Below are 13,240 nucleotides of genomic sequence, written 5' to 3'. Positions count from 1 at the left end.
TGCGGGCTGTCTCCATGCGGCAGCGATACGGTGCCAAGTCCCATGGTGCGCGCTGTCGAGAGGACTATCTTGACCCATTCCAGGCAGATGGAGGAATTTCTTTCGATCCAGTCAAATACCACCACACCTTCCTGCGCGTCCCCAAAGCTGCGGGTTAGCAGGCGTTGGGCGGTACTGTTCCATACCGGTGCGCGTTGCTTGGCGTCATATGATTTCGCCAGTGCCGCCATGATCGGGCCTATGAAAGGGCGCCGCAAGCTGCGGATCAGTAGCAGCGTCTGCAGAAACCAGCGGGCAAATTCAACCGGCGGCAACAGGTCTCTGATGTGGGCCATGCGCACGCCAGTGAGCTTGCGCAGAAATTCAATGCGGTAGTCATTGCGAAACCGCGAGTTTCCTATCAGCACAATATCGCATGTATGCCCCGAATCAATCCACTTGTAGATCACCGGGGTAATATGATCAATGTCGTTATAATGACGGAGAAAAAACAGGGCTTTCATGTTCCGCTATTTTAGTAGAGGGTTCTCTTTCTCGGGAGATGCATCCGTTCCCGTTTACAGAGCATGCGGTACGCAATGGAATTTGATATCGATCACTTCAACTGTTCATAGAGGAGATTCAGTATTCGCCCCGAGGTATTGGATTTCTCCGGCTCACCGTCCTTATTAAGCACCTTGACTTCGCTGCCTGCTTCCGCCTCGCTAAGCTGGATACGGTATTGATCCGGCTTGTCGCTGGCATCGTCGCGCCAGAAGAGAAGTTTCGAAAGCATACCGCCGCCAGTACGATTATCCGCATCAGGGTTGATATAGCGCACGAAATAAATACCTTGGGAACGATCACGATCCTCGACAGTAAAGCCGATACGGTCAAGCGCCAATCCAACGCGGCGCCAGGAGCGGTCGAATGGCTCGTTCAAGGTAAGTATCCCACCCTTTTCACGGTCGATGCGGGCGCGCTCCTGGACAGTGCCAGAATTAGCCAATGCTGTTCTGGCGCGTTCTTCCTCAACGCCAAAGCGCATCATCAGACGGGCAAGCATCTCGGCTTCCAGCTCGGGATCGGGCGGACGGGGCTGCCATACTGTGCGGACATTGCCCTCCATCACTTCGTCCATGCCACGATGACTAATATAAATTTCGGTGGTGCCCCCTTCCCCCCGTTCCAGACGGGTACGAAACTTGTCACGCTCGGCGGTCGAATATAATGTATCCAGAATTTTGGAAAGAGCGTTGCGAATAAGATCATCCGGAATCTTGGCGCGATTCTCCGCCCAGTCGGTTTCCATCACGCCGGTTGCCGGCATTTCTATCTTGATGAGAAAACCCAATTCGTGCCAGAACTCCTTTACAACGGGCCATATTGCTTCCGGTTCCCCCCTTACCACCAGCCAGCGCTGAGTCCCGGAACGTTCCATGCGCACCACGCCTTCATCCGGAGAGGCAGGTAAAACAGAAGTGCCACCACCACCAGCAGCAGGCTGCTTGTTGCGCTCTTTGTTATAAGCGGAGAAGGTCGCACTTCCCGATGGATTGATATCGGGCACAACATAACGTTCATCCGTACCGGGCGCGGTCAAATCAGGCGGCACTTCCAGTGGCGGAAGCTTACCCGCCGATTTGTAATTGATTTTTTTTGCTTCCGGCAGTATATGACAGCCTGCCATCATTGCCGCCAGGCATAACGCAACCGCTATCCGCCATCTTATGTGTAACACTCAACTCCTCTGGATCGCAAATTTCACCCGCACATTTATAGGACTATCCCAGCCTGATCCATCGCTTCTCTGACAATCTGATGATATTGATCCGACAGTGACGTCAAAGGCAGACGCAGGCCGGGACCTATCAGCCCCATTTGGGCGACTGCCCACTTTACCGGGATCGGATTGGCTTCAATAAATAAATCCTGGTGCAACCTCAACAGCTTGGCGTTGACGGCACGGGCCGCGGCAAGATCCCCCGCTAGCGCCGCGATGCACATTTCATGCATCAGCTTTGGCGCAACATTGGCAGTGACCGAAATCACGCCGTGACTGCCAAGTAACAGCAACGCCAGGGCGCTTGCATCATCTCCGCTATAAACCGAAAAATCCCGCGGAACCCTGCACAACAGATCAAAGCCACGCCCCATGTCACCGGTCGCATCCTTGATGCCGATAATATTGGGAATCTCGGCGAGCCGCAGCACGGTATCATTGGCCAGATCCGCCACCGTCCTGCCGGGCACATTGTACAGAATCTGCGGAATATCCACCGCTTCCGCCACTGCCCGGAAGTGCCGGTATAAACCTTCCTGGGTGGGTTTATTATAATAAGGAACCACAGACAAGCTCGCGTCCGCACCCGCATCTTTCGCGTAGACCGACAGATCAATAGCTTCCCGCGTGGAATTCGCACCCGTACCGGCAATCACCGGCATGCGCCCGGCAGCACGCTCCACCGCGATACTGATGAGGAGTCGATGTTCATCGAAATCGACTGTTGGAGACTCGCCCGTAGTGCCAACCACCACGATGCCGTCGGTTCCTTCCCGCACATGATAATCAATCAGGGCGCGGAAACGCTCCAGATCCAGTCCGCCGTCTTCGTGCATCGGCGTAACAATAGCGACCAGACTACCTCTCATTTCCACACTACGCATGACATCTATCCGGCAAAAAAGCGATATTTTACCTGAATCTCGCAACTCCCAAGAATATTCGCGATATCATGCCACGCATCGCTATCGGACGAATCCGAAAAGGACAATCCGCAGTGGGATGGGTGGTCGCGGCATCCCCTGCGCTGTCCAATCCCGCGCTTCTATATGAAATATGATCGGTCAACTGCCCGATTCAGGATCATGCCTTCGAGAAAACGATCGCTCCGTTTCGGCAATCCACGGTGATGATGTCGTTGGCGCCAAAGCGGCCCTCCAGTATTTCTTTTGCCAACGGGTTCTCGATCTGTGCCTGGATCGCGCGCTTCAACGGACGAGCGCCGAAAACCGGGTCGAAACCAGCTTGGGCAAGTTCTGCCAACGCGGCATCCGATACGTTCAGGTTCATCTGGAGCTTTGCCAGCCGCGCTTCGAGGTATTGCAACTGTATTCGCGCGATGGATTGAATGTGCTTCTCATCCAGCGCATGAAATACCACCACCTCATCGATACGATTGATAAATTCAGGACGAAAATAGGTTTTCACTTCGCCCATCACCGCCAGCTTGATGACTTGGTAATCGTCGCCCGCCATTTGCTGGATCATTTGCGAACCGAGATTGGAAGTCATGACAACTACCGTATTTTTAAAATCCACAGTGCGTCCCTGGCCATCAGTCATGCGCCCGTCATCGAGAACCTGCAACAGGACATTGAATACATCGGGATGCGCCTTCTCGACTTCATCCAGCAGAATCACCGAATAAGGTTTTCTGCGTACCACTTCGGTAAGGTAGCCCCCCTCCTCGTAACCCACATAACCGGGTGGCGCCCCGATCAACCGCGCAACCGAATGCTTTTCCATAAACTCGGACATGTCGATGCGAATCAAATGATCTTCGGAATCGAATAAAAACCCCGCCAGTGCCTTGCACAACTCCGTTTTACCTACGCCGGTGGGTCCAAGAAATAAAAAAGAACCATAAGGCCGGTTGGGATCCGAAAGCCCGGCTCGCGAGCGGCGGATGGCATCGGATACCAGGCGGACCGCTTCATCCTGGCCCACCACCCGTTCATGCAGTTTCTGCTCCATATGCAGAAGTTTTTCACGCTCGCCCTGCATCATTTTAGAAACGGGGATGCCGGTCGCGCGGGAAACCACCTCAGCGATTTCTTCCGCACCCACCTGAGTGCGAAGCAACCTCGGCTTATTTTCTACACCGCTTTGCCCAGGCGTTCCGCTCTGGCGCTCCTGGGTGTTGAGTTGCGATTGCAATTGGGCTTCCAATTGTGGAATACGGCCGTATTGCAGTTCCGAAACTTTTTGCCAATCTCCTTTTCGCGTAGCCGCTTCTATCTCCAGCTTGACCTTTTCCATCTCCTCCTTGATATGCTGAGAACCCTGCACTTGCGATTTTTCCGCCTTCCAGATTTCTTCCAGATCGGCGTACTCGCGCTCCAGCTTCATTATTTCATCTTCCAGTAAATTCATGCGCTTCTGCGAGGCTTCATCCTTTTCCTTCCTGACCGCTTCGCGCTCGATCTTGAGCTGGATAAGACGCCGGTCGAGCCTGTCCATCGACTCCGGTTTGGAGTCGATTTCCATACGAATTCTTGCCGCCGCCTCATCGATCAGATCGATGGCTTTATCCGGCAGGAAGCGATCGGTGATGTAGCGGTGAGAGAGTTCAGCCGCAGCCACAATGGCCGGATCAGTAATATCGACACCGTGATGCAGCTCGTATCTTTCCTGTAATCCGCGCAAGATAGCAATAGTCGCTTCCACTGTCGGCTCATCCACCAGCACCTTCTGGAAACGCCGTTCCAGCGCGGCATCCTTTTCGACATATTTACGATATTCGTCCAGTGTGGTGGCGCCCACGCAATGCAGCTCGCCGCGGGCCAGCGCGGGTTTGAGCATATTTCCCGCATCGATGGCGCCTTCCGCCTTACCCGCGCCCACCATGGTATGAAGCTCGTCAATAAAAACAATGACACTGCCTCCAGCCTGGGCAATCTCCTTCAAAACAGATTTCAGACGTTCCTCGAATTCGCCACGGTACTTGGCTCCAGCCAGTAATGCAGCCATATCCAGCGAGAGCACCCGCTTGTCCTTCAAAGTTTCCGGTACTTCACCATTGATGATGCGCTGCGCCAGGCCTTCGACAATGGCGGTCTTGCCCACACCCGGCTCGCCAATCAGAACCGGATTATTCTTGGTGCGCCGCTGCAATACCTGAATGGTACGGCGGATTTCATCATCACGCCCGATGACTGGATCAAGTTTGCCCGCGCGTGCGCGCTCGGTAAGATCAAGCGTATATTTCTTCAAGGCCTCACGGCTGCCCTCGGCTTCCGCGCTGCCTACGTTCTCGCCTCCTCTCACCGCGCTAATCGCTTGTTCCAGCGCTGCTCGATTGGCGCCGTGCTGTCTTAACAAATTTCCCGTTTCACCTTTGTCCTGACACACCGCCAGCAAAAACATTTCTGATGCGATGAACTGATCGCTCCGTTTCTGCGCTTCCTTGTCGGCAAGATTGAGCAGATTGCCAAGCTCGCGTGAGGCGTTGATTTCTCCTCCAGTACCTTCGACCTTGGGTAAACGTTCTATCGCTTTTTTCAATGCCTCGCGCAGGGGCGGAACGTTCGTACCAGCCCGTTGCAGCAGTGAAGTCGTTGCGCCGTCCTCCTGCTGCAAAAGCGCAAGCAACAGATGTTGCGGTTCAATATAGGGATTATCCTGGCCCACCGCGATACTCTGTGCATCGGCGAGCGCCTGCTGGAATTTGGTGGTTAACTTGTCGAAACGCATGAGATTTCCTCGGTCAATTAGGGATGACAACTATATTTGGGAGCTGAGCCCCAATTTCAAGATAGTACACTGGAGCAATCCCTGCTTTCCCGGGTTCAATGCTGAGGCTCTTCCGGATAAGGATACAGGATGTTGAGCGCCACGCTTTTGCCTGCGGTTTCCACGATACGTACATGCTCGCGCTTCAGTTGGCGGGCATGATGCAAGCCGCAGGAGTAGGCGATCATATCGATTTCCTTATTCATGTTTCTGGCGTAATTGGCCACACGCAAGTATTTTTCTTCCACCACGAGGCCGCGCTGCAAACGTCTGTTATGGGTAGTGACGCCAGTGGGGCAGGTATTGGTATGGCAACGCATAGCCTGGATGCAGCCCAGTGAAAACATGAAACCACGGGCGTTATTGATGAAATCCGCCCCTGCGCATAGCGCCCATGCCGCCCGCGCGGCAGTCACCAGCTTGCCTGCCGCGATCACGCGTACGCGGTTCTTCAAGCCCGATTGCAGTAATGCATCCACCACTCGCGGCAATGCTTCGGCAATGGGCAAGCTCATGTGGTCGAACAGGGTCTGGGGCGCGGCGCCGCTGCCACCTTCGCCGCCATCAATGGAAAGAAAATCCGGGGCATATTCAAGACCTCGGCGGTTCACCGCGTCACATAATTCATTGATAAAGTGCCAACCGCCAATGGCAGCCTTAACGCCCACCGGACGCCCGGTGAGTTCGCGAATATAAGCAACCTTGTCGAGCAGTTCATCCACATTACTGATATCCATATGACGATTGGGACTGATGGAATCATGGTGGACGGGAATGCCCCGAATAGTAGCGATTTCATCGGTCACTTTGACGCCCAGCAGCATCCCGCCCTTGCCGGGTTTCGCGCCCTGGGAGAGCTTTATTTCAAATGCCTTGACTACCCTGGCGAGTTCCTTCGCCCGTGCCGGTGAAAAACTGCCGTCGTGATTACGAATACCGTACTTGGCGGTACCGATTTGCATAACGATGTCGCAGCCCCCCTCCAGATGATAAGGCGCGAGCCCACCCTCCCCTGTATTCAGCCAGCATCCCGCCTCCGCCGCACCGAGCGACAGCGCGCGCACGGCGGGTGCCGAGATTGCGCCATAGCTCATGCCACTGATGTTGATTATGGATTTGGCATGGAAAGGATGTTCGCAATAGGCGTCCCCGATTGTAAGCGACGGGGTCGGCAGCCGCTCACGCTCCAGTACCGGAAAAGCGACATTGACGAAAATGATCGAGCCGGGCTCGCGCAGATCGTTGGTAGAACCGAACCCCACGATACCGCCCTCGTTCTTTGCATTCTTGTACACCCACGTCCGGGTAGCGCGATTAAAAGGCATCTCATCCCTGTCACCGGAAAAGAAGTATTGGCGGAAATATTCCCCCTGCTTCTCGAAGAGAAATCGCAGATGCCCAATGACGGGATAGTTCCGCAGGATGGAATGCTTCTTCTGGGTTATATCCCGGATAAACCAGAACACGGTGATCCCGATCAGGATCAAACCAAGGATCGTGCCAAAACCGTAGGAAACTACCTTGAGTACCTCAGACATAACGCCCTCCACCATCGCATTCGGCTAAAATACTCCATTCCCGCAAACATAATAAGAAGGTCTCAGAATAATTTCATGGATCTGGAAACAGCGATCAAAAATAACGTCAACCAGGCGCTAATCGAAGACATCGGTACGGGTGATCTCACGGCGCTTCTGATTCCCGCCGGGAAGACCGCCACTGCCAGCGTTATCAGCCGAGAAAACGCGGTATTATGCGGTACAAAATGGTTTGAAGCATGTTTCTGGCATCTGGCGCCGGAAATCGAATTGTGTTGGTTGGCACAGGACGGCATGGCAATTAATGCCGGACAAGAACTGTGCCGGATAACCGGGAATGCCCGCATACTACTTACGGCGGAGCGCCCCGCGCTGAATTTTCTGCAATTACTATCGGCGGTCGCAACACAAACGCGATATTACATGGAGGCGGTATCGGGAACCGGAGCAAAGATCGTGGACACTCGCAAGACCCTGCCCGGACTGCGGCTGGCACAAAAATACGCGGTCAGATGCGGCGGCGGTACGAACCATCGTTTGGGTTTATACGATGGCATACTCATCAAGGAGAATCATATTATCGCGGCAGACAGCATCGACCGGGCCCTGCGTGCAGCGGAAGAAGTTGCTCCTCCGGGGGTATTCATTCAAATTGAAGTGGAAACGCTGGATGACTTGCGCAACGCCCTCGATGCCGGGGCAAAAATGATTCTTCTGGATAATTTTGATCTCAACGGATTGCGCGAGGCGGTTGCACTGAACGCACAATTGACTAATAAGAAAACAGTGCTGGAGGCATCGGGAGGAATCACGCTGGAAAACGTTCGTGCTATAGCGGAAACCGGGGTGGATCGAATTTCGGTCGGCAGTCTTACCAAGGATATCAACGCAGTGGATTTATCGATGCGATTCTCCACCCGTTTTGCAGGGCAATGAAATGGATTTTTCCTTGTGCTGACTGTTTAGGGCCTATTAACACTTATTTTGCACCCGCGTTGCTACACACCCCAAAGGGACGGGACGGATTTCCTCCAGCCCTTCGTTACTCGCCGCTTACGGGGGCCCGCTCCGCCGCGCGGCTCATGCCTCGTGCTGGATGAAATCCGTCGCCGTCGCGGGTACAAAATAAGTGTTAACAGGCCCTAATCAAAAATTACAGTCCGGTACACTTCGGTACCGTGGAGAGGGAAGGTCTATTTCATTTCCCTGATTCTTACGCCAAATCACGCCCAGGGTTATACCTCTTCTCATTCATGGTTTATAATCCGGGGCATCTCATCCGATATCGAGTCAGTACCTCACCACAATCAGCCTCACCGGATTAATACAAGCTGGGGTCCAATCTAGGGATTCCGTAAGGTTCTCAGGGTACAGACCGAACATCCGCATTATCCCAAAGGAGGCCGGATGCATCTGAAAATAACGTTCGACGCTATTGGAACAGGCACCTTCCTGCTGTTCTTCCGTACTCCCCCATGACCTGGTCCAGTTACCTTCCACTCTGGCCGTTATCTGTCAGCCCCGCGCTCTGGCTTGCGCTTTCGCTGGTGGTGGCCGTGCTTGTGGGCGAAGCACTGGTGCGCTACGCGAGATTGCCGCGTATCGTCGGCTATATCGGTATTGGACTACTGCTGGGTCCCGGCGGACTGGGCCTGATCCCACAGCTGCCGGATGTCGAATGGCGGCTAGTGGTTGATCTGGCGCTCGGTATTCTGCTGTTCGAACTGGGAAGCAAGGTGAATCTGCGCTGGCTTAAAGCCAATCCCTGGATCGCCGCTACCAGTCTGCTGGAAGCGATTACCACTTTTTTTGCTGTGTTTTTACTGCTGTCGTGGTTCGACATTCCCGGCATCACTGCGGCGGTTGTCGCCACCATTACAATTGCCACTTCGCCCGCCATCGTGGTACGCACCGTAACCGAATCACGCGCCCAAGGTCAAGTGACTGACCGGCTTCTGCTCATGACCGCGCTTAATTGTATCTATGCCGTTATTTTTCATAAGCTGGCCGTCGCTTTCATGCATGGCGAAACCGGCACGGGCTTTGTTCACTCCGTGTTGCCCCCACTCTATCTCATCAGTGGATCGGCCCTGCTGGCATGGCTGTTCGGTATTACGTTTGAACGCATCCATCATTACGTAGGACAACATGAGGAAACTTTTTCCTTTATCTTGTTCGGCATGATTGCATTCGCGACTATCATGGCGTCAACACTCAAGCTCAGCCCCATCCTCGTATTACTCGCGGCCGGTCTGATTACACGCTACCAGCGCCAGCGTCCACGAACTTTTCCGCCCCATTTTGGTTCCGCCGGCGCCGTCCTGGTGGTACTGATGTTTATTGCCAATGGTTTGGCAGCTGACCTCGGGGGCCTAAGCTCAGGCCTGCTGTTGGTCTTGTTGCTCATTATCGTACGCTCGGCCGCGAAATTGTTGTCCGTACTCATACTGGGGCATTACAGTGGTATTGGCCTGCGCCAAACCATGGCTTTGGGTATTGCGCTTGCACCCATGTCCAGTGTTGCGCTTCTACTGACGCTGGATACAAGCGCCATGTTTCCTGCCTTTGGCTCAGGAATGGGGCTGGTGCTAATGAGTTGCATCGTCATACTCGAGTTGTCGGGGCCCATTCTAGTGCAAAAAGCGCTCAAGTCAGCCGGGGAAACACCGGAGAAGAAAACATGAGCCTGATGTCCTTTGCACCATCCCGGCCCTTAAGTATCGGTGTGGAACTTGAACTGCAACTGCTTAGTTGTAATGATTACAACCTGGTTTCCTCAGCTCCCGATATGCTGCGCCGGATTGAAAGAACTCCGCATCCCGGAGATGTCAAACCGGAAATGACCCGCAGCATGATTGAAATCAATACTTCGGTACAGCATGAATATGGTGCGTTGGTCGAAGAGTTGCGTTCATTGCGTAACGTGGTATCGGATGCAGGACGTTTTCTCAATGTAGCGGTCGCCGGCGGCGGTACCCATCCATTCCAGCACTGGAGCGAACAGAAGATTTTTGATGCGCCTCGCTTTCACCATCTATCCGAACTGTACGGCTATCTGGCCAAGCAATTCACCATATTCGGCCAGCATGTCCATATCGGGTGCACCGGTCCGGATGAGGCGCTCCATCTCATGCATATGCTCTCGCGCTATATACCGCACTTTATCGCGCTATCGGCCAGCTCCCCGTTCGTGCAAGGCCATGACACAGGATTTGCCTCGGCACGCCTTAATTCGGTGTTTTCTTTCCCATTGAGCGGCCGTGCGCCCTTCGTACTGCGCTGGGATGATTTCGAACAATTCTTCGAAAAAATGACCACGACCGGTGTAGTTGAATCGATGAAGGATTTTTATTGGGATATTCGTCCGAAACCGGAGTTCGGCACCATTGAAGTAAGGGTATGCGATACTCCGCTCACCGTTGAAATCGCCGCCGCCATTGCCTGCTATATCCAGGCGATGGCACGTTACATTATGGTGGAACAGCGCGTTGCTCCGGAAGAAGACGATTATCTGGTTTATACATTCAATCGTTTCCAGGCCTGCCGTTTTGGACTTGAAGGGATTTTTATCGATCCGCGCACTCATGAACAACGCAGCATTCGCGATGATATAGCCGATATGCTGACACGCATCACCGGCCACGCTGCGGAATTACGGTCGATGGAAGCCATGGAACGTATTCGCGAGCTACTTATTACGGGCAACGGCACAAACTGGTTGCGCCAGACTTATGCGCGTGAACACAATCTCGGCGATGTCATGCAGCTGCAGGCCGATTTGTGGATGAGTAACTGAGGATCCGTAGCCGCCTCACATGACACGCCCGCTACGTATCGGCCTGTCGCCGCGTATCCTGCATCATCCACCCGCGGAACTAGGTTTCCGCAACAAAACCCTACAGTATCTTGAGCAGACTGTTGCCCACTGGATCATGCGCCGCGGTGCGCTGGTTTTTATGCTGCCTGCCATAGAGTCGGGGGGCGTGGAACGCTCCAGTGTGCGTGTGAGCGACTATGTCAAGGAAATAGATGGCCTGGTGATGCAAGGCGGCGCGGATGTCAGCCCCATCTCTTATGGCGAAATCCCCGCGCGACCGGAGTGGTCAGGTGACCGGGTGCGGGATCTTTACGAAATAGAGCTATTCTGGGAATGTGTGGTACAGCGCAAACCCATACTGGGGATATGCCGCGGGCTGCAGCTTATCAATGTTGCGCTGGGCGGAAGTCTCTATCAGGATATTGTCACTGAACACCCCAATGCCATTTCACACGTAGACCCTGTGCTATACGACCAGCACCGGCATGCCATTCATATCGAGGAGAATTCCAGGCTGGCCGGACTGTACAAAGACACGGAAACACACCTTGTCAACAGCATTCACCATCAGGCAATCAAACGGCTGGGACGGGACTCGCTGGTTGAGGCGGTATCCGACAGCGATGGCATTATCGAAGCCATCCGCATGCGCGGGGAATCCTATGTCGTCGCATTTCAATGGCACCCCGAGTTTCACGCCGGCGCCAGCGAACTCCTTGACTCAGGCCCCATATTGGATGATTTCCTTGGCGCCGCTAAAAAACAACGCGTATGAACCGAGATTTCCCAACTTCAAGGCGGTGATGCGCCTGTTTCGCAAGTTCGACCAGGCGACGAACGACCGGATGATGAATGCCCTCTACGGCCTGTGCCAGACAAACCCACGACCTGCCCCGTATCGTTGATATCTCAGGCTACGCTGTACACCCGCCTAAAGTACCACGGTCTCTCATACCCATCCCTTGGGATCGGTGATAAAAGCATGAGTGTTTCCAGTGGTGAAAGACAGGCCGTCCTGCTTCTTCTCCAGAGCAGAAACCTGCGCTTCGGTCAGCACTTCCCCTCTCATACGAGGCTCTGCAGCCGCCAACGCTTCTTGAATGATTCAGGCTGCAGGATTCACAAAATGACCACCAATACATCATATCTCCTTGACAGGATTCACAAAATGACCACCAATACATCATATTCCTCTGACAGGAGGCATGGTAACTTAAGCCTACGCTGATCAGTCGATAGCAAGCAGCAAAACGCTCTCAGGTGTGAGAATTATTTGTTTATCTTGGAAGGGAGAACTTGGAAGCTCATGGCTCTGCAACTCACCATCCATACGATTGACGTCAGGCAGGGAGAAAGTGCGTTCGTTGTTGCGGCAGATGTGGCAGCCGGGCGACACCGAACGATATTGATCGATGGTGGACTGCTTGGGTATGCGGAGACAGTCCACAACTTTATCGATCCCATCCTCAGAGGTTACGGTTACCCCCTCGATCATATTCTCGTCAGCCACTACGACAAGGACCACTCAGGGGGAGTCATAGGACTCCTGAATGCGGACAACATGCGAGTCGTAAGCCAGGCCATCTCGAACGCGGTGGCAAATGCGGCGAAATGGGCCGCAGCAGGCACTCGCCCCCAGCAAATCGCCTGCGGAGCCGTGGCTGCATCGGCGACGATCTTTGGAGCTTGCGGCCTGAACGTAAACCAGATCCTGACAATGTGCCAAGTTGTTTTCCCCCGGGCTGTCGGAAAGACAGACGACGAGGCCGCCGAGATTGGATTTGATTATGCCTTGGAGCATACCAACAAGCTTCAGAGCTTCCAGAGCTTTCCCACCCTTCAAGTCGGCGAAACCGGGAGACGCAAAAATATCGCAAAAATATCCTCGGTCGCTGCGGCGATTGCCATTGCGTCGGGAAACAATCCCGCTACTGCAGCCTTCGGCGCCATCTTCCTCTTAATTGCCAAAACACTTCCTAACCAGCTACGGTTCGATACCGAGGACCGATACTGTAACGTCCACCTTATCGATATCGGGCAGCCAATCTGGCCATCGCAATCTGCCGAGATATACGCCGACGCAGCGATCGGGCAATACATAACGAAGACGAATCGGATGATAGCGCCTGGCGCAAACCGGACCCGGACGATGCCGGCCAGGGGACGAGATTCTCTGGAACAACGGTGGCGGTCCGACTCCCGCCCCTCCCATTCTCCCGCGATATTCTGCCCGGCGATCAACTCCTGGGTTTGGCAAGGGATCGGCAATAACCCTGTTCAGACCGTCTGGAAGCGCAAGGGCTGGAGGCTGAACGTCTAAACTTGAGTCGTAATAATCGTCAGTGACAGTTCCTTTCTTTATGCGGCTTAGGTAACTGTATTGTTTTATAA

The 13,240-nt window shown here is 53.9% G+C and carries 9 protein-coding genes and 1 pseudogene; 5 read left to right on the top strand and 5 right to left on the bottom strand.

The features are described from left to right. From BLO43_RS12305 to BLO43_RS12285, 5 genes and pseudogenes are all read right to left on the bottom strand, one after another. Nucleotides 1-503: pseudogene (locus BLO43_RS12305) on the bottom strand (hypothetical protein); the annotation flags it as partial. Between the two features lie 92 nt (nt 504-595). Beyond that, nucleotides 596-1,669, bottom strand: coding sequence for an outer membrane protein assembly factor BamC (gene bamC / locus BLO43_RS12300; RefSeq protein ID WP_175443948.1), 1,074 nt, complete (start codon nt 1,667-1,669; stop codon nt 596-598). 86 nt (nt 1,670-1,755) lie between these two features. Continuing rightward, nucleotides 1,756-2,646 carry a 4-hydroxy-tetrahydrodipicolinate synthase gene (gene dapA, locus BLO43_RS12295; protein WP_081346761.1) on the bottom strand — a complete coding sequence of 297 codons (891 nt, stop codon included), beginning with the start codon at nt 2,644-2,646 and terminating at the stop codon, nt 1,756-1,758. 199 nt (nt 2,647-2,845) lie between these two features. Beyond that, nucleotides 2,846-5,455: an ATP-dependent chaperone ClpB gene (clpB, locus tag BLO43_RS12290; RefSeq protein WP_090907297.1), complete on the bottom strand. Its 2,610-nt coding sequence runs from the start codon at nt 5,453-5,455 to the stop codon at nt 2,846-2,848. 95 nt (nt 5,456-5,550) lie between these two features. Then, the gene (locus BLO43_RS12285; protein WP_090907296.1) at nt 5,551-7,032 is read right to left on the bottom strand and encodes an FMN-binding glutamate synthase family protein; all 1,482 of its coding nucleotides are present in this window, start codon (nt 7,030-7,032) and stop codon (nt 5,551-5,553) included. A 75-nt stretch (nt 7,033-7,107) separates the two neighbouring features. Here BLO43_RS12285 and nadC point away from each other — a divergent pair, with 75 nt between their 5' ends. The 5 genes from nadC (at nt 7,108) to BLO43_RS12260 (ending at nt 13,169) form a co-directional block, all read left to right on the top strand. Further along, complete coding sequence (gene nadC, locus BLO43_RS12280; protein ID WP_090907295.1) at nt 7,108-7,968, top strand: carboxylating nicotinate-nucleotide diphosphorylase; 861 nt, start codon at nt 7,108-7,110, stop codon at nt 7,966-7,968. 539 nt (nt 7,969-8,507) lie between these two features. Next, nucleotides 8,508-9,716, top strand: coding sequence for a cation:proton antiporter (locus BLO43_RS12275; RefSeq protein WP_090907294.1), 1,209 nt, complete (start codon nt 8,508-8,510; stop codon nt 9,714-9,716). Next, on the top strand, nt 9,713-10,828 hold the full coding sequence (locus tag BLO43_RS12270) for a YbdK family carboxylate-amine ligase (protein ID WP_090907293.1): 1,116 nt from the start codon (nt 9,713-9,715) through the stop codon (nt 10,826-10,828). Before BLO43_RS12275 ends, BLO43_RS12270 begins: the two co-directional genes overlap by 4 nt. Before the next feature lie 19 nt (nt 10,829-10,847). Next, complete coding sequence (locus BLO43_RS12265) at nt 10,848-11,624, top strand: gamma-glutamyl-gamma-aminobutyrate hydrolase family protein (RefSeq protein ID WP_090907292.1); 777 nt, start codon at nt 10,848-10,850, stop codon at nt 11,622-11,624. Nucleotides 11,625-12,155: 531 nt separating this feature from the next. Then, entirely contained in the window at nt 12,156-13,169 is a 1,014-nt protein-coding gene (locus tag BLO43_RS12260) for a ComEC/Rec2 family competence protein (RefSeq protein WP_254773455.1), read from the top strand. Nucleotides 13,170-13,240 lie beyond the last annotated feature (71 nt).

It is taken from the genome of Nitrosospira sp. Nsp13, from assembly GCF_900101945.1.
In the GTDB taxonomy this organism is placed as follows: domain Bacteria; phylum Pseudomonadota; class Gammaproteobacteria; order Burkholderiales; family Nitrosomonadaceae; genus Nitrosospira; species Nitrosospira multiformis_D.
The sequence above is the reverse complement of the archived record's forward strand: the minus strand, read 5'-3'. Positions and strand labels throughout refer to the sequence as shown.